Raw genomic sequence first — 20748 nt, forward strand, 5'->3', positions numbered from 1 at the left:
TTTTCCCGCCTTTTCTATTTTTATAGATCATGTCGCAATTGTTTTTTCATATAGACTGTGATATGCCCTTTTCCAAGGTCTTGTTCACCTGAGCGGACATATCCTTTTCGTTCGTACATCTCAATCAGCCACGGATGCTTATCCGCTGTTCCGAGTGAGACAAACGGAACCTTTAACGTATCGCGAAGGATTGTTTCCTCCAGCCATTGAAGCAGCTTTGTTCCGATTCCTTTTTTACCGGTGTCGGGGTCCACAGCAAACCACCAGATATGCGGGACGCCATACGGTCCCGGCTGTTTTCCCCAAGGCATTCTCAAGGTGATGGTCGCGATGATCCGCCCGTCTTCTTCCATGACGTAGCAAGCATTTTCCCGAATATTTTTCAGCACCAAATCCAAATCCGCATGAGCGGCAGCAAAACGAATGCCGAGCTTTCGAATCGGTTCATAAGCCCGCAATGTCAGCTCGAGAAGCTGTTCGGCATCACGTTCAACTGCAAGGCGGTATCGTGGCTTCATCTAGCGTTCCTCCTTACTTTGCATAGCGGTTTACCGGCTTTTCCAAACCGAAGTGCTCTCGTAATGTTGTGCCTTCATATTCTTTTCTGAACACGCCGCGCTCCTGTAAAATCGGAACCACTTGATCAACAAACACTTCAATTCCTTCTGGAAGAAGCGGAGGCATGATGTTAAACCCGTCACACGCTTTCTTATCCACCCATTCCTGCATCTTGTCGGCGAGCTGCTCCGGCGTGCCGACGAAGATATGGTGGCCTCTGGAGCCTGCAACGTATTTGTAAAGCTCTCGTATCGTCATATTTTCACGTTCAGCCATCTCCTGAACAAGCTTGAAGCGGCTCTTCACCGCATTGGAAGCTTCGGCGTCAAGCTTCGGCAGCGGCCCATCAAGCGGATATGCCGACAAATCAATTCCGCCTAAGTAATTTTGGAGAATTTGCAGACCGACAGATGGGATAATCAGATCTTGGAGCTCCTTGTATTTGGCTTGCGCTGCTTCTTCTGTATCGGCAATGATTGGGAAAATACCCGGCATAATGGCAATTTTTTCTGGATCACGTCCGAATTCCGCAGCCTGTTCTTTAATAGATTGATAAAATTCCTGAGCTGATTCCAGGTGGTTTTGTGCTGTGAAGATCACTTCTGCTGTTCTGGCAGCCAGCGCTTTTCCGTCTCCTGATGATCCTGCCTGGATAATGACCGGCTGGCCCTGCGGCGTTCTTGAAACGTTCAGAGGTCCGCGAACCGAGAAATATTCTCCTTTGTGGTTCAGCTCGTGCATTTTTTCTTTGTCAAAGAATTCACCCGTTTCTTTATTACGGATAAAGGCGTCCTCTTCCCATGAATCCCAAAGCCCCTTTACAACCTCGACAAATTCCTCTGCCCGCTGATAGCGCAAATGGTGTTCAAGGTGCTTTTCACCGCTGAAATTCAGCGCTGTGGATTCAATAGATGAAGTGACGACGTTCCATCCGGCACGGCCATTGGACAAATGATCCAATGACGCAAACTGTCTGGCAATATGGAATGGCTCGCTGTATGTAGTGGAGGCTGTTGCTGTCAGTCCGATTTTTGATGTGACCTGCGCCAAAGCAGAGAGCAGGGTGAATGGCTCAAACCTTGTTAATACATTTGGATGTGATTTGCTGTCAATTGAAAGGCTGTCCGCTAAAAACAGCATATCCAGCTTGCCCCGCTCCGCTGTTTTCGCAAGCTCTTTAAAATAATCCAAATTCATGCTCGCATCTGACGGCGCGTCCGGGTGCCGCCAAGACGCAACATGATGGCCTGTACCTGCTAAAAATACCCCTAATTTGATTTGTTTCTTTTTGCTTGTCATGACGATACTCCTTTTATCATGTTTTTAGGCTGAATAATCCGAAAAATAAACTCCTATATTCCTAGTCGTTTAATATGAATAAATCAAAATGTACCTTTGTCTTGGACGTTTGTCAATGAGTTAAGATTAAATTTTTCTTTTTAAGCTGAAAAGAATTTCGCAGTATCATGGGACGGCATTTGTGCAACCTGTATACTGGCAAAACCAGTCTGATGCTGAACCTCGTTTTGATCCAAGTTTTATATAAATGTAGCTTGTACCTTATCTCTACTTCCGACCATACGCATTTTGCCGTCGCTTTTGCTCTTTGCTAATAAACGCGCGTGTCGCCGTCGTAGAACGGTCCATTTTCCAACTCATTCAGAAGCTGAGACATCACATAAAAAAATAAGCTGATCCCGGATTCATACCGAAATCAGCTAATTGAATCTTAATTAAGTTCTAGAATACTCTCTTCTGCTTTAGCAGAAAACTCTTTAGGCTCAAGGCGGTCTAGGTCTTCATGAAATAAACTCACTTTTTGGATTTGCCGATTGTCATAGTGGTGGAAATAGTAGTTTCCAGTTTCGTTGCACATCACGGAAGTATATTGCGTATAATGAGTTTCGTCTTCTTCCGTTATCACTGCGCCCTTTGGTATCGTCATATTTGCCAAAATGTGAAAAGCGGCTGTTACACCTTTCGTTTCATCGGCCGCCGGCTCTAGGTGTTCTTTCAAATAAACAGCTCTGACAAACCGGGAAGGCGGTGTGTAATCCCCCGGCAGACCAACAGTTCCTAAGCCTTGGCCAAAAGCGGAAAGGGCTAATCCGCCCATCTCTTTGCTCTCTAATTGCTTCGGTCTGATTCCTGTATATTGCTGCAGATTGGTTACATGCCATATAAAGTCGGGGCTGTTCGTCATGACACCAGGTTGATTATCATAGACTTTGAGGCCGTCTGCTCTCGGTTCTATCGTCAGGCTTCGGCCCGTCCGGTCTGACAATATCCAGTGAAGCGGTAAAACTGTATCCAATAGATCTAATTTTTTCTCTACAATCGTTAAAGATCGAATCTTTTCTTTTACGTCTTCCAAAGACTTACAGACTGACAGCACCCATGTCACAAACTCATGCGGGGCAATGTGAACGGTATCTTCCCGTATCGTTTTTTCGTACTCCGCATAGCCAGGAAAATAAAGTGCAGCACACGATAAACCGCTTTCATTAACACCGTCGGCAAATAATATATTTCCAAGTTTTCTCCCCATACCGATAAACGCGTACTGTGTCTGATGGGCCTTTCCGTCAGCTTCACTCTTCCAGCTGTAACGGCGCGGATAGAGAATGACCTCCGTCCCCAGCTGAAATGCAAAATCCATTGTTCTCGCTAATACATGTTTACGGTCAGCAGTTTCCAATGTAAGACTTGTGCACATTTGATCAGTCCCCTTTTCAATTCAGATTAATATCATACATATTGTGAACGAATTGGTTTTATCAGCATAACGAAAGTCAAATTGGTTCGTCAAAGAATTGACATTACATCAAATAAAACGAAAAAATCCAGCCTTCTAAGAGGCTGGATTTTTTATTATTTAGCCAAAACAAGCTCGTGAATCGCATGTGCAACGCCATGTTCATTATTGGAGCGCGTTTGAAAGTTTGCGGCTTCCAATACTTCTGGGATGGCGTTTGCCATGGCAACCCCGCAGCCCGCCCATTCGATCATTGTCAGGTCGTTCCCATTGTCGCCTATGCACATGACTTCCGCCTGTTCAATTCCAAGCAGCTGAGCCAGCTGGCGTACAGCATTTCCTTTGCTGGCTTCCGGGTGCAGAATCTCATAAAAGAAAGGCGCGCTTTTGACCATTGAATATTTTTCTCTCACGTCTTTTGGAATCGATGTAATGACGCGGCTTAAGTTCTCCGGTTTATCAATAAACATCACTTTCGGGATGAGAATATCTTTTGGCACCTCGTCAATCTTGCGGAAATGAAGCGGCACCTGTGTCACATAGGATTCGTATACGGTAAATTCGCTAATATCCCGGTTAGGCGTATACAGGTTAGATGAGTCAAAGAAATGCATCGGCGTCTTCAGCTCTAAGCTCAGGTCATATAATGAAGTCAAATCATCATAACCGAGAGACAGCTCCGAGACCACTTCATTTGTATGCGTATTTTGAACAAGCGCTCCATTATACGCAATAACATAGTCGCCTTCTTCAATTAAATTCAGTTCATCTAAATATCTCTGCACGCCCCCGATAGGCCGGCCGGTGCAAAGCACAATTTTGACACCTTCCGCTTTTGCCGCGTGAAGGGCGTCGCGGACCTCCTCTGTTACTTCATGATGATCATTTAAAAGTGTTCCATCCATATCAATTGCAATTAGTTTGTACATCCTGCATCTCCTTCATGTCGTTTTCAGGCTATAGTCCCATCATATCGTTTTTTCTTTTTGATATTCAACCGGAAGAGATGGTTTTCTCCGGATTCTGTTTAGACGCCGCCCTTGTCTTCGGATACGCAAGCGCGGTTTCCGCTTTCTTTCTGCCTTGACGCCGTTTTCTGCTTTTTTCTGTTTCATCAGCAGAAAGCCGGCAGCTAGAAAAGGAATGCCGGTTATATTCAAGATGGCAAGCTTCACACCCGCCGCGATGAAAAAGAACCCCCATGAAGATGATGGATTCCGTCTGATCATGACGTAAGCCGCCATTTCCAGAACGATCAGGATGGCATGAAGCACTATGCCATAAATCAGCAATACAAGGGCAAAAAACAAAACATAATTCACGATTGCCCCTGAGTACATCATAGCGCGCATCATTTGTATAAACGATAAGGACTGCATGGAGCCGCTGATGACATTAGGGTTATAGATCGTATAGTCACTAAATAAATGTTTGACTTTGAGAAAAGCCCATAATATAAATATCCATTGAATGATATGTAAAACAAGCCCCGCTGCCACCAGTCTTTCAGCTTTTTGATTTCTCATCTTTCTCCTCCCTGCCGGTCTTTGATTCGATTCTTGTCATCGTTTTTGTCTGGCCATTTTGCTCCCATATCAATGTCCCGTTTTCTCCTCTTTTCAGCGTGCTTTTGAGCGGATAATAGGGGCCGAGGTACTGAATCTCGATAGACCCGTCAGTGCTTTGGGAAATCACCTTGTATGCCATAAAAGGCAGCTGTACCTCTCCTCTTCCTTCCATCACTTCCGTTTCCACAACCTCGTCTTCAGTAAATGTGACTGTTGCTGATTTCACGCCGTCCGTTGGCCCGGGGGCAAGCCCCTCATCCCACGTTCCGTAATAAAACGGCGTCTCTTCTTTTTGCTGCTGGCAGCCCGATACCATGATGCATACAGCAATTAAAAACAAATGCCATATTTGTTTCTCAAGGGGATCACCATCCTTTCCTCCTCTTTTTGGGCGAATGCCGTGCCACTGTGCCAATGACTACATAAGTTATAAGGAATTCACCCACAAGGAGATTGATCATAATGAACCCTTATCAATATTACAGCCCTCAGCTGCCTCAGCAGGAACCTTACTATAGCCACTATGAGTACAATCCTTATCCGCAGCAGGATGTATACGATCCATACCAAATGGACAGACAGCCGGCATTGGAAAGAAGAATCGCAGCACTTGAACGGCAAAATGAACAGCAGTCAAGAGAATTAACCCGTCTGACAAACGAAGACCGCCGTCAAAATCGGGAAATTGCACGGATTGCCGAACAGGTCAATCAGCTAAGCCAGGCTGTTGAACGCCATACACGCCGCTTAAACCGGCTCAATCAGCGCCTCCGTACAGTAGAAAACCGGCTGAATATCCCATTTACTGCAGGGGAAGGCGGTTTCTGAGCGAAACAAAGAAAAAAAGCGGAATACGATTCTCCCATCTCAGGGTTTCGTTTTCCGCCATTCTTATATGTTAAAACGGAACATTTACATAAAAAGGGTTTGTACCCAGTATACAATCTTTACCGTTTTCATTCAAAGACAGAGGGGCTGAGGAAAATAATTGTAGTTCCTCATTTGCAGAATTTCTTTTCATTCAGGTTGCATGATAATACCGACTCACGTCAATCGATACATGGAGGGATCATTCATGCATAATACACAACACGGCTTGCAGCAGCTGAATCAATGCCGCCAGACTGCTCAGCAGCTCATTCAGCAAACACAGCAAAGCAGCCAGCAATATCGCCAAATGCTTCATCAGGAACAGCAAAACATCCAAATGCTGCAGCAGATTCTAAACCACGAACAACAAGCTGCACATACCATTCAGCAAGCACTGCACGGGCATGACATGGCGATTCAAAAGTGCCAGCAGGTTGTCAACATGTGCAACCAAATGCAACAGGAACTTACTGGACAATCCAGCGTCATGAATACGAATGTGTCTACACTTCCATTCGGCCAAAACACGCCATTTCAGCAGCAATCCTATCAGCAGTAACATATAAAAAGCTCAACACAATGCGAGTGTTGAGCTTTTTTTCTTACTGTTCTTTGCGAATATGTATATCCTGAATAGACTGTTTCGGTGCATGAAATCTGCTCTCGGCTTCACTTCTTGCCTCGGCAAAAGCCCGCGCCTCCACATGATCTTTGTAGACATCCAGCTGAATCAAATACAGCGGGCGCACTTTAAATCCATGAATAATGGTCACCGCCCATAACGGGACCACAATAAAAACACCGGGCAGATCGGGCAATACAAAACCAAACGCAAAAATGAAAAAATAAATGATGCCGTACATGATCCACTTTCTATTTCTAACCTTGATGCCAATAAATAAAAAGGCAAAAAAACTGGTAATGGCAAAAGGCATGAAAATAAACAGCATCCACCAGCTATGCAGCCATTCCCAAGCGGAACCTCTTTTTGTAATTCCCATATTTTTCTCCTCCTATTTACCTATAATAATCGATTAGGCATACCGCGTCACCCATAAACGGGAAAAACTTTCTCCCTTAAAAATAGTGATAGACGGGGAACAGGTTTCTTGCTATATTATTAATTGATAATGATAATCATTACTAATCTATTGAGATACATAGTGGGAGGGTTCTTGATGAAAAAGAACATATTGCTCGTGGGCATGCTTGTGCTGCTTCTCATGTTTGTCAGCGCTTGCAGCGGCACGGCTTCTAAAGGGAGCTCAAGCGATTCTGCTTCCGAAAAAACAGAAATGAGAACATACAAATCACCAAAAGGGAACGTCAACATTCCTGCACATCCGAAACGCATCGTCACTGATTTTTATGCCGGTGAATTGCTGTCTGTCGGGGCCAATGTGGTCGGCTCAGGCTCATGGTCATTTGATAATCCGTTTTTAAAATCAAAGCTGAAAAATGTGAAGGATGTCGGTGATCCAATCAGCGTTGAAAAAGTGATGGAGCTTCAGCCTGACTTAATTGTTGTCATGAATGAAGAGAATGTTGATAAATTAAAGAAAATCGCTCCGACTGTTGTCATACCTTATAACACAGCGAAAAACGTAGAAGACACAGTCAGCATGTTCGGAGAAATCGCCGGAGCGAAAGACAAAGCAAAATCCTTTATGGCTGACTTTAACAAAAAAGCGGAAGCAGCTAAGAAGAAAATTGCCGGCGTCATCGACAAAGATGCGACCTTCGGCATTTATGAAAACACAGACAAGGGCGAATTCTGGGTGTTCAATGACAATGGCGGACGCGGCGGCCAAGCTGTATACAATGCACTTGGGTTAAAAGCGCCTGAAAAAATTGAGCAAGATGTCATCAAAAAAGGAGAGATGAAACAGCTCTCTCAAGAGGTTATTCCTGAGTATGCCGCAGATTATATGTTCATTACGGATTACAACCCGAAAGGCGAAAGCAAAACACTCGACAAGCTGGAGAATTCCTCTATTTGGAAAAATCTTGACGCTGTTAAACATAATCGCGTGTTTATCAATGACTTTGACACGTTCTACCCGTACGACCCGATTTCTGTCAGCAAACAGGTGGATATCATCACCGACATGCTGATCAAACGGGCCGAAGAAAATAAAAAATAAAAAAACGGCACAGTCATGACGCTGTGCCGTTTTTGATGATTCACTTTAATTTTGACTGTACGGAGTCCGGCATATTTTCAAACTTGACTTCTTCCCAAGTCTCGACATACTTTCCTTTCGCCTTCACCTTCAAATACGCGTTCTTCCGAAGCTCTTTGCCGGCGAAAAAGGTCACTTCTTCTTTTTTCCCGGATGCATTATATCCGTCTAATGTATATTCAGTACCGCCCGGACTAAGATGTCTGCCATCTCGATCAATCTGAACATAGACATCTTGCTGGTGAATAAACGGATTAAATCTGTCTGTAACATCGTTATGAAAAAAGAGAAGCCCGCATATTACGGCAGCAGCCGCCAAGACGGCCAGGATTGCCATTGCTTTTTTCATCTTTGCACTCCCCTTACTTGTTCATTTTTTTCAAATAGCTTGACCGCACCGCGAGGAAGAATAGAAGCTGAAAAATGAAAAACCCTCCGATGGTGAGACTGAGCGGCCCCGCGACATCAGAATAGCCTTCCACAGCCAATGTTCTCAAGGCAAACAGTGTATGCATGACGGCAATGGCAAATGGAAAGAAGAAAAGAATCGCCAATTGTATTGTCACGCTTTGTGCCATTTCACGCTCACTCAGGCCGATTTTGGCCAGTGAACGGTAGCGCTCCCGGTCTTCATCTAAATCAGTGAACAACCTGAAATATAAGAAACTTGCTGCCGCGACAAAGAATACAATTGCGATAAACAGGCCGATAAATAAACTCAGGCTCGGCAGCTGCACCGTATCATAGTAAGTCCCGGCTTTTGAAGCAAAATCAGAATGCACGTCGATATAATTGCCGTAAATCTCATTTTGCAAGGATTGGCTGATCTCAAGACTGTCTTTCCAATGATCATAGCTGTAGCCGTATAATGACGCTTTATCACCGAGTGATTTCAGCTGATCAAAGGTTTGATCATTCACCGCGATGATGGCATTCAATGAGATCAGCGGTTTTTTGACTTCTTTTACCGACAGTTTTTGATCAGACAGCTCCCCTTTTTGGTTCAGCAGCTTCAGCTGATCCGGCGCTTCGTTTTTGAAATTGCGGTCATACGTTCCCGGGAAATAGACAGCCTCGTCTTCTTTCAGGCCGTTCACTTTGACATGGAAGTATTTTGCCGCATCCGATTCACTGATCATGTAAACAGGGGGAACAGTTTCTCCTTCCTGATAGCGAACATAGGAAACATCTATTTTGTCTTTCTTATACGTAAAGCCGTGTGTTTTCAGTTCATGGTCAATATCTTTCAAATGAGTCTGTTCTTTTGGATTATTGCTGTAAGATAAATACTCCATTTCATAAGCGGACTCTTCCGCTCCGACGGTCGATTTGTACATTGCGAGCACGCCTGTCGCAGTAAACGCAACCGCGGAAATAATGCTGACAATAAAGAACAGGCGGGCGTTGTCTTTTAGACGATAGACAAGGTCAGAAACCCAAATGACATTTTTCCCGCGCAAATAAAAGGTTTTCCACTTCTTCAGCGCGCGCAGAATCCATATGCTGCTTTGGCTGAAAAAGAAATATGTTCCGATGACGGTGAGCAGTAAAATGATAAACGGTTCGGCCCCGTGGACATTGCCTTTCAGAACCATGCCGTACCCGCCGCACAGACAGGCGATGCCGAATAAGGACAGAAGCACGGACGGCTTAGGCTCCGGCTTAACCTTGCCAGTGCCCTTTATTAATTTGATAACCGTATTTGATCTGACAAAAAGGATCGTAAACTGCGATAAAAAGAGAAATAAGAGCAGAAATCCGCAGGCCGTAATACCGAGCGCTTTCCAAGGCATATACAAAGGCAGCGCGTCCATTTCTAAAATATAAGCGCCGACCGTAAAGAACGTCTTTGAAAAAATGAACCCTCCGATAATGCCGGCTGCAATTGACATGACGCCGATGATCATATTTTCCGCCGTAATGAGCTTTCTCAGCTGCCCCGGCGTGATGCCCTGCATGAGCAGAATGCCGAATTCTTTATTTCTCGATTTCAAAAATGCGTTAACCGAATACAGAACAAATAAGAAAGAAAAAACAAAGATCATCCATTCCGCAGCGGTTAAGCCTTTTTTGGCGATATTATTCAGGTAGCCTTCCTTTAATGCCGGATGAAACAAGAACATCGCAAAGGTAAAGAAAATCAAAACGGAAAAGGCACTGCTTAAAAAGAATGCAAGATAGGCCCTTTTGTTTCTCGTGACGTTTTTATAAGCGAACTGAAGAAAGGTCATTTGCGTTTCCCCCCAGCATAGACAGCACATCGAGAATTTGTTCATAAAATACTTGGCGGTTTTCCCCGCGGTAAATCTCATTAAACAGTTCGCCGTCTTTTATAAAGATGACGCGGCGGCAGTAGCTTGCCGCAACAGGATCGTGGGTCACCATCAAAGCCGTGACATGATCATCCTGATTCAGGCTCTGCATCGTTTCCATGACGTCTTTTGACGCTTTGGAATCAAGGTTGCCAGTCGGTTCATCGGCCAGGATGAGTGACGGCTTATGAATGACCGCTCTTGCGATGGCGGCACGCTGGCGCTGTCCTCCGGATACTTCAAACGTCCGTTTGTTGAGCAGGTTTTCGATTCCGAGCTTTGCCGCGATGCCTTGCAGTTTTTCTTCCATGACAGACGGCGCTTCTTTTTCAAGCGTTAACGGCAGCATGATATTTTCACCGATCGTCAGCGTGTCCAGAAGGTTGAAATCCTGAAACACAAATCCGAGCTGCTTGCGGCGGAAATGAGCGAGCTTTGTCCGCTTCAGGCGATGCGGGTTTTCTCCGTGAATCAGGATATCGCCTGAATCTGGACGGTCAATCGTTGAAATGATATTCAAAAGCGTTGTTTTTCCGGACCCGGACGGCCCCATCACCGCCGTGAACTCGCCTTCTTCTATTGAAAATGAAATTTGCTTTAAGGCTTGATAGGATACTTGTCCTTTATAGGTTTTATTTATATGTTTGACTTCAAGCATATTCGCCATGAAAATCCTCCTTATGGTTTTATTCTTGTTGATCTGGGCTGCTTTCATGTAGTGCCGGGACGTTCAACATAAAAATCCCCTTGACATAAATCCATGTTATCAAGGGGAAACAAAGCGGGCTATGTTGTTTTCTTAACGCAGCCTTACATTTTTGTAAGAAATGAAAATCGAACTGACGTCCCTTCACCGGGAGACGAGCTGATGTCCACCGTATGATTGAGCTTACCTGTAATTTCTTTGACGAGATGGAGGCCGATTCCCGTAGATTCTTGGAAACGCCGCCCGTTTTCACCGGTGTAATAAGGGTCAAACACCCGCTTGATGTCTTGTGAGGGAATCCCGACACCGTAATCTTTAACTTCAAGCACCGTCCTGTCTTCATCGCGGAAGACATTCAGCTCAAGTCTGTCACTCTTGCCTGCTGAATACTTGACCGCATTTGTGACCACTTGGCCGATCGCAAATTTGAGCCATTTGGCATCGGTGTAAATCTGATGATCATCGCAAACGTTCATTTTCGGATAAACGCGATATTGAATAAAAAATCGTTTATAGCTTTGAATAACTGATTGGAGAAGCTCGGACAGGGAAACCGCTTCAATTTTAAAATCCCTTTCAAACAGGTCGAGCCTTGAAGAATAAAGAAGCGTCTCCAGCCCGAATTCAATCTGCCGGACTTCTTTTTTGATTTGTTCAAAAACGGGCTCATCCTCTTCTTGAATGATTAAATTAATGACCGACAGCGGCGTCTTTACTTGGTGCACCCATTGATTCATATACGTCACCCGCGCGTCCAGCTTGGCTTCGGTCTCATGGAGCTTCTGGTGCTGCAGCCGGATCAGCTCCATCTGCTTTTCATACAGCTCTGAACAGAACACTGAAGAACCGAGATACGGGATATCCGTCCCTTCCTGCCCCGAGCTGAGCCAATGATACACGCCGCGGTCTTTGTACCAGCGATAGGCAAGATAGCCCGCCAAAATAAGAAGCTGCACGCCCAATATGTAAAACAAGTGAGAAAAAGAATGAAGACCCGCAAACCAGTAATAAAAGAAGACAAACAGCCCTTGAAGGAGAAAAAGCAGAATCAGCACTGCATGAGACCGGAGAAACAGCTTCATGACTGCGCCCTCAGCTGGTAGCCTTCGCCCCGCACCGCTTCAATAGAAACAGGCGCATTCAGCTCCCGCAGTTTTTTTCTGAGCCGCGTGATATACACGTTAAGTGTATTATCATCGATGAATATGTCGGTGTCCCACGTCTTTTCCATGAGACGGTCCCGACTCGTCACCTTTTCTCCCCGCTCAAGCAGCACTTCCAAAAGCTTGCTTTCTTTTTTAGAAAGCTCGCTTTTTTCATCCTGAAAACGCAGTTCAAACCGTTCCACAAAGAGCTGAACGCCAGCATATTCAACCACTTTCTCTCCCTGCTTTGCAGCGTACTCCCCGTACGCCCTCCGGATCTGGCTTTTGATTTTCGCCAGCACAATATCATAAGAAAACGGTTTTTCGATATAATCGTCTCCCCCATTTTCAATCGCCATCACCTGATCCATTTCCCCGCTTCTGGCAGAAATAAAGATGATCGGGCTTGTGGAGTGCTGGCGGATCTGCCGGCACCAATAATATCCGTCATATGCCGGCAAATTGATATCAAGCAGCACCACATCGGGCTTTTCCCGCAAAAAGACATCAAGAACAGCTGTAAAATCCGCGGCGACCACTGTTTGATATCCGTATTTTTCAAGGTAATTCTGCAATAGTCCGCGAATGTCTTCACTGTCTTCCACAATCATGATTTTATTCAAACTGAACCACTCCCGTTTCTTACACTGCTGCCATCATCATAATCGTTTTGGGCGTATGGACGCAACACCGCACAAAAAAACCGCCATCTCGGCGGTTTCTGGTCTCTTTAGCCGACCTGCTGCTTAGCTGCTTTACCGGCTGATCCGAACTCTCTCATTTTGCTTCGCACTGTCTCTTCCACGGCTTCAATGCCGGGTGTCAAATAGCCGCGCGGTTCGTACAGATCGCTGTTTTCCTGGAACATGCGGCGTGTTTCGTCTGTCCACGCTACCATACATTCCGTATTGATATTGATCTTCGCGTGGCCGAGCGTGATGGCTTTTTTGATCTGATCCTGCGGAATCCCGGATGCCCCGTGAAGAACGAGGGGAATATCAGTCATGCGGGAGATAGCCTCCATTTCCTTAAATCCGAGATTCGGCTCACCCTGATATTTGCCGTGTACAGAGCCGAGGGCGGCGGCCAGCGCGTCGATATTGGTTTCTTTGACGATCCGCTCACATTCCGTGATATCGGCATAGCAGACCCCGCCGACCAGTCCGTCTTCCATTCCGCCGACCGTGCCGACTTCGGCTTCTACTGATACGCCGTGTTTTGCGGCATAATCGGTGACTTCTTTTGTCATTGCGATATTCTCGTCAATCGGCTGATGGGAGCCGTCAATCATCACTGAGCTGAATCCGGCATCAATGGCCTGTCTGCAGCGTTCCGCACTGCTGCCGTGATCGAGATGAAGCACGACCGGAACGGTAATTGCCATGTCCTCTATTAACGCCCCTACCATGGCGGCAATCGTTTTAAATCCGCCTAAATAGTCGACCAGGCGATCAGAAGCCGCGGCGATGACCGGTGATTGCTCCTTTTGCGCCGCCTGCAAAATCGCCTTCGTCCATTGCAGGCCGTTGATATTAAACTGGCCAATTGCATATTGCTCCCGCTTTGCATCTTCAAGAAGCTCTTTCATCGATACAAAAGCCATGTCCACCCCTCCTTTATCCATTACATGTTGAAGTATTTTGATACGACGTCCACTGTTGTTTTTTTCGCTGTTTGAATGGCTTCCTCAGCAGTCAGCTTATAGTATTCAGGCCGGAAGAGCTCAACCGATACAACATCAGAGAAGCCGATTTCCTTCAGTGCTGATAAGTGGGCATCTAAGTCAATTGCCCCTTGTCCCGGCCATACACGATCCTCATCTGTTAAAAAGCCGATTGGGAAATCTTCTGTATCATCAATATGATAGATGAAGATTTTCTTTCCGTCCGCCTGCTTTAAGCTCTCAATATTTGAACCCATTGCATGGAAGTGAAAACTGTCAAGGACAAGCCCGACATTGTCACGGTTAACTGTGTTTACGATCTCATACGCCTGTTCAAACGTATTGACCGTACATTGCGGATGGCCGACAAATTCAAGTGCGATTTTTACGCCGTACGGCTCCGCGATATCTGACAGCTCAGTCAGCACGTCTACACTGCTCTTTTTGATCTCTTCTTTTACAATCTTCTGCTCTGTCACAAGCGGAACGGCCACCACATATTTCACACCGAGGGTTTTGCATGTTTCCATCATGCCTTTAAATTCAGTGATGATCTCGTTGTGGCCCTTTTCATCACGGTTGTTGAAGAAAACAAGCGCGTTTAAAGCAAGCGGTTTGATGTGATGGGTTTGAAAATATTCCGCAAGATCTGCCAATGAATGATCTTTTAAGTACTCCGGCAGCTTATCCATTGTGCGGATTTCAATATAATCATAGCCGTGCTTTTCGCATAGTTCTAAATCCTGTTTAAGGTTTGAGTTTTCCAATGTTGTCGCTTCATTAAAACAAAGTTTCATGCCAGACTCCCCCATCTGCGTTTTAGATATGAAGGGAGTTCGGCAGGAAGGCTGTCGCCATATCCCGCCGAACTCCATGCTCAGCTTATGCCAGACCTAATTCTTCTTTTATTTTCTTAAGCATAAATCGGCTTGATTCATCCGCTCTTTCATCGACCCAAGCAAATACGGCATTCGTCGCAATTCCGTCGAACTTCATCTCTCTCAGTTTTCTGAAAATCGTATCAAAATCAACCTCGCCTTGACCAATGTCCAAATGCTGGTGAACCGTTACTTTCGCGTCAGGCGGATTGACGATATAGCGAAGACCATGAGCCGCTTTATGATTATAGGTATCTGCAAATAAAACATGTGTGAGGCGGTCGCCGGCTTCGTCAAACATGGTCTCGATGTCGCCTTTGCCGTCATCATAGAAGAACGTATGCGCAGTCGAGTAGACAAGATTGATCCAATCCTTGTCAAGCGCGCGGATCATATCCATCGCACCTTTGTGCGTTTCGATAAAATCGTATGGGTGGGCTTGAAGATTAAGTTTAATACCTTCTTTTTCAAAGACTGGCAGAAGCTCATCCATGGATTTGATAAATTTTTCTTCACTTGTTAAAGGATCATATTTTGAACCGCTGAATTCGCTGTTCATCAAATCCACTTCAAGTTCAACCGCAATTTCGATTGCCCGTTTCCAATTGCGCACCGCTGCCTGCCGGCGGTCTTCATCAGGACCCGCCCAGTGGTAAAGAGGAAGAAGCGATGAAAGCTTAACACCTGTATCTCTTAAAAGGCGCTTTAATTGTTTGATCTTTGCTGAATCGACTTTCGGATATTTATAAAACGGGCAAAAATCCTCACGCGGAGACAACTCGATATATTCATAGCCAAGCTCCGCCGTTTTATAGACCGTTTCCTCTAAAGTTAAATCATCACGATACATGGATGGATCCAATGCTAACTTCATATTTTCACTCCTCTGTTTTTTAGTTTTGAACTGTTGTAAAAGATTGATAGAATTCCGGTTTTTCCTTCAATTCAACCTTTTCTTTTTGTCCAGATTCCTGGGCTTTTACACACGCGTCAGTCGTGACAGCAGCAATATAGCCGTCCCATGCCGTCGGTCCGCTGACCTCGCCTTTCTTTTGAATCGAATCAATAAAGTCTTGGATTTCCACATCGTACGCAGCAACAAAGCGTCTCTGCCAATCCATCAGAATATCTGTGCTGAATCTGCCTTCTTTTCTCAAGCTGATGCTTGATGGTTCTGGAAGCTTGATGATGCCGTCTTCTCCGACGATTTCACATTGAATGTCATAGCCGTATTTACAGTTCACATAGATTTCAGCATTGATGACGATACCGCCTTTTGTTTCAATCACGACGATTTGCGGATCTTTTAAATGCGGCAGCGCGTTTTTCGATTTTTTCGGGTAGATGACTTGAACGGACTCGTAGTCATCGTTGACGAGCCAGTGCAGTACATCAATTTCATGAACGAGCGTGTCGACTACGGCCATATCGGTTGTGTAGTTATCTCCTACAGTCGGGTTGCGGTGCGCGCAGTGAATCATAAGCGGTTCGCCAATCACATGGTTATCGAGTGCTTCCTTCAGCTGTACGTAACCGCTGTCATAACGGCGCATGAAGCCGACTTGAACAAGGCGTTTGCCCACTTTGATTTCTTCTTCGACAATGCGCATGCATCCTTCAGCCGTTGTCGCGAGCGGTTTTTCACAGAACACATATTTCTGGGCTTTAATCGCTTTCAGCACGCTTGACTCATGCGCAGGCCCCCAGCTTGTCACTAAGACAGCGTCTACATTTTCGTCTGCAAGCAAGCTGTCATCATTCGGATAAACCGTCGCGTTTAATTGGTATTGCTCAACGACCTTTTGTGCAGCTTCTTGATTAACATCCGTTACAGCTACAATTTCTGCGCCGGACAGCTTGTTCGTGATGCGGTTAATATGTTCTTTTCCGATTGCTCCAGTTCCAATTACGCCAATACGTAAACTCATTGACAGCCACTCCTTCTGTTGGTTACATGATTTTGCTTTCTGTTCCTTGCTTTACTTGGCTCTGAGGAAATCCGTAGAGTTCCTCTTGAATTTGTTCAAGCGACTTGCCAGACGTATTCGGCGCAAAGAGCAGCCCGATGATCATACTGGCCGTCACACATCCGAGAAGAATTGCAGCCATCGTTCCAATGCCGAAATTGGTGATAATCATTGGGACAAACAGACTCCAAATCCCTATTGAAATACGGACAAGAAAAAACATCAGTCCTTGTGCGGAAGCACGATATTGCGTAGGAAAGATTTCACTGGCCCATAACTGATAGTTCGCTTGCTGCCCTGCTCCGTTATTGATGCCGATCACGACAATAAACAGGAGCAGAATCGGCAGGCCTTCAACTGGCAGCAGAAACAGTGTCCACCCAATCACCGCCATGAAAGCGGCGATTCCAAATACGGTTTTTCTATATTTGTCGGCAAAGGGCATGAAGATCAAGGCGACCCCCAATCCTGTGAAGATAAACAGCCCCATTTGCAAAAGGTTGGCCATGTTGGCAGATACACCGCCGACCTGCTGATAAATGTATGGCATAAAGAAGCCCATGACCCCGGCAGCTAAGTTCCAAACCAAGTACACACCCATCAAAAACAATATGCTTTTTAGATACATAGGCTTGAGCAAATCAAAATACGATGTCTTATTCAGTACAGCCGGCTTCTCTGCCTGAGCATCCTCCGGCTGATTTTTTGTCTGCCAGGCGTCTGATTCCGGAAGCCTGATTCTCAGGATGTACGTAATCAGCGCAATCACAAGCAGGTGGGCAAATACAATTTTATTTCCCAGGAGTCCCAAGTCACCGGCCAGTACGGAGAGTAGCAGTACAACGACAGCGCCCGCGGCCCAAGCGACTTGTGCTACGCCGCAATGCCTGGCCCGATTCTTCTTTGGCGCATTTTCCGCAATAATGGTCCATGACGCGGTTATGTCAGCTCCTACTGATAAACCGATAATGATGTAACCGCTTAACAACATGGGGAAATTAACCCCGAACAAGACCAAACAAATCCCTAGTGCATAAACCAGCATACTATTGGTATAAACAGCCTTCCGTCCGACTTTATCAGCCAGAAACCCGCCAAGCAGCGCACCGACAGCGGCAGAAATCGCATTTGCGCTCAGCGCGCCGAGCAGCCCGATTTGCGTATCGGATAGCTTAAGGTAACTGACCCATAATGATAAACCGGCGGAGCCTGCCACAATTGAACCGGCATCAATATAGTTGGCCAATGCTGCCGCGATTGTCCGTTTATTGAAGGCTGAATCTCCATTGGTATTGCCCATATGTTTATTCCCCATTAAGCCAGATCCAACAACTGCTGATCAATATAGTTTCTCGCAATCAATGCATACTCCAGCGGGTTTGCAACATCGGGGTCTTGTTCAGCTTCAATGACAATCCATCCGGAATAACTGTGCTTCAACAGCAGCTGATATACTTCTCTAAAGTCAATGCAGCCGTCACCGGGAACCGTAAACATGCCTTTTAAAAATGATTGCCGGAACGATTGTCCTTCGAGCCTGCATTGTTCCATGACATTCAGGCGGGCATCCTTAAAGTGCACATGCTTAATGCGGCCGATATGCTTCTCAAGCATCCCCATGTAATCGCCGTCAGAAATATACGCATGGCCTGTATCATAGAGGAGGTGTACATGCGCAGGGTCAGTTCCTGCCATCAGGCGGTCCACTTCTTCCGCTGTTTGGACACCAGTGCCGAGATGATGATGATAGACAAGCTTCAAGCCATGCTGAGCGGCAATTTCGCCAAGGTGATTCAGCCCTTCGCAAAGCCGCTCCCATTCATCATCCGTAAAGTGCGGCTTCTCTGTGAACACGTTTTTCTCCAAGCTTTGCACGCTGTACGTTTGTTCAGAGACAACTGCGACATCCGCGTTTACTTGCTGCAAATACTCACAATGCAGGGTAAATGTCTTTGCCGCTTCACCAAGTCCGTCACGCAAAATAAAACTGCTGAACCACTTTCCTGCAATGCGTAAATTCCGAAGCTTCAGCTCTTTGTTCAGGATGGCAGGTTCGGGGAAAAAGCCCCCGACCTCCGTGCCTTGAAAACGTGCGACAACGATATCACTTAACAAATGCTGAAGTGTATTTCCCGCTCCAATTTCAGGCATGTCATCATTCCGCCACCCAATGGGAGCGATTCCCCACAGGATTTCATTTTTGCCCATCTTGGTGCCTCCCCTCTAATACTGCTTCGCAGATTCCAGCTTTTTCTCTTTTGCTTCGTATGCCTTCTGAACGCTTTCTTGTTCAGATACCTCTGCCACCCCGACATGCCACCAGCTATCATAGCCGTCCGTCATTGTTTTAGGCAGCACCTTCATTTCAATTAATGTTGATACATCCTGTTTCTTCGCATCCTCTAACGCCGCTTTTAATTCTTCTACTGTGTTTGCGCGGTAGGTTTTCGCGCCGTATCCCTCAGCGACTTTCGCGTAATCGACATTCAGGATTTGGTTGTCATCTGTGCGGAACTCGCAATAGTAGCTGCCGCTGCCGTGATCCATTTGCAGGTTGTTGATGCATCCGAATCCTGAGTTGTCAAAGAGCAGCACATTGATTTTCTTGTTGTACTGAATCGCCGTGATCAATTCAGAATGAAGCATCAGGAAGCTGCCGTCTCCGACGATTGAATACACTTCTCTGTCAGGGTGGGCCAGTTTAAGACCGAGTGTCCCGGACACTTCATAGCCCATGCAAGAATATCCATACTCCAGGTGATACGTATTCGGAACATTAGAATGCCACAGACGCTGCAAATCTCCTGGGAGTGAGCCTGCTGAACAGATGATGACGCTGTCTTCAGGAATCGTCTCGTTGATTGTCAGCAATGCCGTTGTTTGCGGAAGCTCCGTATTCAACGCGTCAGCATATTCATTCAGGACCTCTTGAGAAAAGTGATTTTTGATTTCCGGATCAAATGCTTCCCGCTTAAACGTCACTTTGCTGAGACGCTCGCGTTCAGCTAGCCATTCGTCCTTCAGCTCCCGGATCGTTGTGCCGAACTCGCTCTCATAGCCTTCAAGCAAGCCGTGCAGTTTGCCAAGCGTCACTTTCGCATCCGCCACCACTTGGAATGCATCAAGTTTATACGCCTGCATTCGGCTGACGTTAATGTTCAAAAACTTCGCTTTATCAAAATCAAAAGCGGTTTTAGAGGATGTCGCAAAATCTGTATACCTTGTGCCGATGCCGATAATCAAATCAGCTTGGCGGGCCGCTTTGTTTGCCGCAAGTGTACCTGTGATGCCCATTCCACCAAGGTTGTTCGCAAAATCTGCCTCAACGGTAGACTTTCCTGCCTGCGTTTCAACTAACGGAATGTTATAGGCTTCAGAAATGGCAACCAATTCATCGCGCGCACCGGAATATTTTGCGCCTCCGCCGACGAGAATCACAGGTTTTTTGCTGGATTTAATCAGCTCCGCCGCACCTTGAAGCTCGCGCTCGCTCGGCTGCATGCGATCAATATAGTGAACCCGTTTGACGAAGAAACTTTCATCAAAATCGTATGCTTCCCCTTCAACATCCTGAGAAATACAAATCGTTGCCGGACCTGCTTTTGCCGGATCAGTCATGACTTCAAACGCGCGCAGCAAACTGCTCATCAGCTGCTCAGGGCGCGTAATGCGGTCCCAGTATCTCGATACAGGTTTCAATGCATCGTTTGTCGTAATCGCCGCGCTGTATTCTTGCTCCATTTGCTGCAGTACAGGGTCTGGCTGTCTTGTCGCAAATGTGTCTGCCGGAATCAAGAGAACTGGGATATTGTTTGCCAATGCAGTACCGGCTGCCGCCACCAAGTTAGCCGCTCCCGGTCCGACGGATGTAGACACTGCATATATTTTTCTTCTCAGCATTTGCTTGCTGTACGCCATGGCCGCATGCGCCATTCCTTGCTCATTTTTCCCTTGATAGACTTTCAAATGGCCTGCATCCTGCTCAAGCGCTTGCCCGATCCCTAATACGTTTCCATGACCGAAAATTGTGAAAATCCCTTCGACAAAAGGCTCTTCCTTTCCATCAACATGGATGTACTGCTGGTTTAAGAATTTAATCAGCGCCTGCGCTGTTGTTAAGCGAATTTTCTTACCCACAAACGA

At 46.0% G+C, this 20748-nt stretch carries 21 protein-coding genes and 1 pseudogene; 3 read left to right on the top strand and 19 right to left on the bottom strand.

Annotated features, from left to right (window positions below; translation table 11 throughout):
- Positions 1-20: 20 nt before the first annotated feature.
- From snaB to M1D65_RS19780, 6 genes and pseudogenes are all read right to left on the bottom strand, one after another.
- Complete coding sequence (gene snaB / locus M1D65_RS19755; RefSeq protein ID WP_003242734.1) at positions 21-518, bottom strand: sulfur-containing aminoacid acetyltransferase SnaB; 498 nt, start codon at positions 516-518, stop codon at positions 21-23.
- 13 nt (positions 519-531) lie between these two features.
- Complete coding sequence (locus M1D65_RS19760; RefSeq protein WP_049140871.1) at positions 532-1857, bottom strand: LLM class flavin-dependent oxidoreductase; 1326 nt, start codon at positions 1855-1857, stop codon at positions 532-534.
- Positions 1858-2287: 430 nt separating this feature from the next.
- Positions 2288-3274, bottom strand: a complete 987-nt coding sequence (gene yxeI / locus M1D65_RS19765) for a penicillin V amidase (protein WP_456270705.1) — start codon at positions 3272-3274, stop codon at positions 2288-2290.
- 155 nt (positions 3275-3429) lie between these two features.
- A complete protein-coding gene (gene yidA, locus M1D65_RS19770) occupies positions 3430-4242 on the bottom strand; it encodes a sugar-phosphatase (RefSeq protein WP_161986572.1) in 813 nt (270 codons plus the stop codon).
- Positions 4243-4281: 39 nt separating this feature from the next.
- Positions 4282-4839 (bottom strand): hypothetical protein, encoded by a 558-nt coding sequence (locus M1D65_RS19775; RefSeq protein ID WP_003242636.1) that lies wholly within the window; start codon positions 4837-4839, stop codon positions 4282-4284.
- Positions 4820-5253, bottom strand: a pseudogene (locus M1D65_RS19780) (DUF3255 family protein). The gene M1D65_RS19775 and the pseudogene M1D65_RS19780 overlap by 20 nt, the downstream one beginning before the upstream one ends.
- Before the next feature lie 90 nt (positions 5254-5343).
- Between M1D65_RS19780 and cotNE the strand changes: the two are divergent.
- The gene (cotNE, locus tag M1D65_RS19785; protein ID WP_003227093.1) at positions 5344-5709 is read left to right on the top strand and encodes an inner spore coat protein CotNE; all 366 of its coding nucleotides are present in this window, start codon (positions 5344-5346) and stop codon (positions 5707-5709) included.
- Positions 5710-5956: 247 nt separating this feature from the next.
- On the top strand, positions 5957-6310 hold the full coding sequence (locus M1D65_RS19790) for a hypothetical protein (RefSeq protein ID WP_003236356.1): 354 nt from the start codon (positions 5957-5959) through the stop codon (positions 6308-6310).
- Between the two features lie 43 nt (positions 6311-6353).
- On the opposite strand, the gene M1D65_RS19795 is transcribed toward M1D65_RS19790, so the two are convergent.
- A complete protein-coding gene (locus M1D65_RS19795) occupies positions 6354-6752 on the bottom strand; it encodes a hypothetical protein (protein WP_003227087.1) in 399 nt (132 codons plus the stop codon).
- Positions 6753-6929: 177 nt separating this feature from the next.
- Here M1D65_RS19795 and M1D65_RS19800 point away from each other — a divergent pair, with 177 nt between their 5' ends.
- Positions 6930-7895, top strand: coding sequence for an iron-hydroxamate ABC transporter substrate-binding protein (locus tag M1D65_RS19800; protein ID WP_015250857.1), 966 nt, complete (start codon positions 6930-6932; stop codon positions 7893-7895).
- A gap of 40 nt (positions 7896-7935) precedes the next feature.
- On the opposite strand, the gene M1D65_RS19805 is transcribed toward M1D65_RS19800, so the two are convergent.
- From M1D65_RS19805 to iolD, 12 genes are all read right to left on the bottom strand, one after another.
- Positions 7936-8283 (bottom strand): YxeA family protein, encoded by a 348-nt coding sequence (locus tag M1D65_RS19805; RefSeq protein WP_021481023.1) that lies wholly within the window; start codon positions 8281-8283, stop codon positions 7936-7938.
- Positions 8284-8296: 13 nt separating this feature from the next.
- A complete protein-coding gene (gene yxdM, locus M1D65_RS19810) occupies positions 8297-10165 on the bottom strand; it encodes an ABC transporter permease YxdM (RefSeq protein ID WP_456270706.1) in 1869 nt (622 codons plus the stop codon).
- Positions 10140-10913 carry an ABC transporter ATP-binding protein YxdL gene (yxdL, locus tag M1D65_RS19815; RefSeq protein ID WP_014115765.1) on the bottom strand — a complete coding sequence of 258 codons (774 nt, stop codon included), beginning with the start codon at positions 10911-10913 and terminating at the stop codon, positions 10140-10142. The genes yxdM and yxdL overlap by 26 nt, the downstream gene beginning before the upstream one ends.
- 143 nt (positions 10914-11056) lie before the next feature.
- Complete coding sequence (gene yxdK, locus M1D65_RS19820; protein ID WP_021481026.1) at positions 11057-12034, bottom strand: two-component system sensor histidine kinase YxdK; 978 nt, start codon at positions 12032-12034, stop codon at positions 11057-11059.
- The gene (yxdJ, locus tag M1D65_RS19825) at positions 12031-12720 is read right to left on the bottom strand and encodes a two-component system response regulator YxdJ (RefSeq protein ID WP_003243527.1); all 690 of its coding nucleotides are present in this window, start codon (positions 12718-12720) and stop codon (positions 12031-12033) included. The genes yxdK and yxdJ overlap by 4 nt, the downstream gene beginning before the upstream one ends.
- A 107-nt stretch (positions 12721-12827) precedes the next feature.
- Positions 12828-13700: a 6-phospho-5-dehydro-2-deoxy-D-gluconate aldolase gene (gene iolJ, locus M1D65_RS19830; RefSeq protein ID WP_014478478.1), complete on the bottom strand. Its 873-nt coding sequence runs from the start codon at positions 13698-13700 to the stop codon at positions 12828-12830.
- A 20-nt stretch (positions 13701-13720) separates the two neighbouring features.
- Positions 13721-14557, bottom strand: coding sequence for a 2-keto-myo-inositol isomerase (gene iolI, locus M1D65_RS19835; protein ID WP_049140862.1), 837 nt, complete (start codon positions 14555-14557; stop codon positions 13721-13723).
- A gap of 85 nt (positions 14558-14642) precedes the next feature.
- Positions 14643-15512, bottom strand: a complete 870-nt coding sequence (locus M1D65_RS19840; RefSeq protein ID WP_064671729.1) for a sugar phosphate isomerase/epimerase family protein — start codon at positions 15510-15512, stop codon at positions 14643-14645.
- Positions 15513-15531: 19 nt separating this feature from the next.
- Entirely contained in the window at positions 15532-16566 is a 1035-nt protein-coding gene (gene iolG, locus M1D65_RS19845; protein ID WP_003244482.1) for a bifunctional inositol 2-dehydrogenase/D-chiro-inositol 1-dehydrogenase, read from the bottom strand.
- A gap of 22 nt (positions 16567-16588) precedes the next feature.
- Positions 16589-17905, bottom strand: coding sequence for a myo-inositol transporter IolF (gene iolF / locus M1D65_RS19850; protein ID WP_095252481.1), 1317 nt, complete (start codon positions 17903-17905; stop codon positions 16589-16591).
- Between the two features lie 14 nt (positions 17906-17919).
- Entirely contained in the window at positions 17920-18813 is an 894-nt protein-coding gene (iolE, locus tag M1D65_RS19855) for a myo-inosose-2 dehydratase (RefSeq protein WP_003227062.1), read from the bottom strand.
- Between the two features lie 15 nt (positions 18814-18828).
- Positions 18829-20742 (bottom strand): 3D-(3,5/4)-trihydroxycyclohexane-1,2-dione acylhydrolase (decyclizing), encoded by a 1914-nt coding sequence (gene iolD / locus M1D65_RS19860; RefSeq protein WP_003242642.1) that lies wholly within the window; start codon positions 20740-20742, stop codon positions 18829-18831.
- Between the last annotated feature and the right edge of the window lie 6 nt (positions 20743-20748).

The organism is Bacillus sp. JZ39, from assembly GCF_053903145.1.

Bases quoted from the DNA above. Each gene is read 5' to 3' on its own strand.
- cotNE (WP_003227093.1), top strand. From the start codon at position 5,344: ATGAACCCTTATCAATATTACAGCCCTCAGCTGCCTCAGCAGGAACCT.
- snaB (WP_003242734.1), bottom strand. From the start codon at position 518: ATGAAGCCACGATACCGCCTTGCAGTTGAACGTGATGCCGAACAGCTT.
- M1D65_RS19840 (WP_064671729.1), bottom strand. From the start codon at position 15,512: ATGAAGTTAGCATTGGATCCATCCATGTATCGTGATGATTTAACTTTA.
- M1D65_RS19800 (WP_015250857.1), top strand. From the start codon at position 6,930: ATGAAAAAGAACATATTGCTCGTGGGCATGCTTGTGCTGCTTCTCATG.
- iolE (WP_003227062.1), bottom strand. From the start codon at position 18,813: ATGGGCAAAAATGAAATCCTGTGGGGAATCGCTCCCATTGGGTGGCGG.
- iolF (WP_095252481.1), bottom strand. From the start codon at position 17,905: ATGGGCAATACCAATGGAGATTCAGCCTTCAATAAACGGACAATCGCG.
- M1D65_RS19805 (WP_021481023.1), bottom strand. From the start codon at position 8,283: ATGAAAAAAGCAATGGCAATCCTGGCCGTCTTGGCGGCTGCTGCCGTA.
- yxeI (WP_456270705.1), bottom strand. From the start codon at position 3,274: ATGTGCACAAGTCTTACATTGGAAACTGCTGACCGTAAACATGTATTA.
- yxdK (WP_021481026.1), bottom strand. From the start codon at position 12,034: ATGAAGCTGTTTCTCCGGTCTCATGCAGTGCTGATTCTGCTTTTTCTC.
- yxdM (WP_456270706.1), bottom strand. From the start codon at position 10,165: ATGACCTTTCTTCAGTTCGCTTATAAAAACGTCACGAGAAACAAAAGG.
- M1D65_RS19795 (WP_003227087.1), bottom strand. From the start codon at position 6,752: ATGGGAATTACAAAAAGAGGTTCCGCTTGGGAATGGCTGCATAGCTGG.
- M1D65_RS19760 (WP_049140871.1), bottom strand. From the start codon at position 1,857: ATGACAAGCAAAAAGAAACAAATCAAATTAGGGGTATTTTTAGCAGGT.
- M1D65_RS19775 (WP_003242636.1), bottom strand. From the start codon at position 4,839: ATGAGAAATCAAAAAGCTGAAAGACTGGTGGCAGCGGGGCTTGTTTTA.
- iolJ (WP_014478478.1), bottom strand. From the start codon at position 13,700: ATGGCTTTTGTATCGATGAAAGAGCTTCTTGAAGATGCAAAGCGGGAG.
- yidA (WP_161986572.1), bottom strand. From the start codon at position 4,242: ATGTACAAACTAATTGCAATTGATATGGATGGAACACTTTTAAATGAT.
- M1D65_RS19790 (WP_003236356.1), top strand. From the start codon at position 5,957: ATGCATAATACACAACACGGCTTGCAGCAGCTGAATCAATGCCGCCAG.
- yxdL (WP_014115765.1), bottom strand. From the start codon at position 10,913: ATGGCGAATATGCTTGAAGTCAAACATATAAATAAAACCTATAAAGGA.
- iolG (WP_003244482.1), bottom strand. From the start codon at position 16,566: ATGAGTTTACGTATTGGCGTAATTGGAACTGGAGCAATCGGAAAAGAA.
- iolI (WP_049140862.1), bottom strand. From the start codon at position 14,557: ATGAAACTTTGTTTTAATGAAGCGACAACATTGGAAAACTCAAACCTT.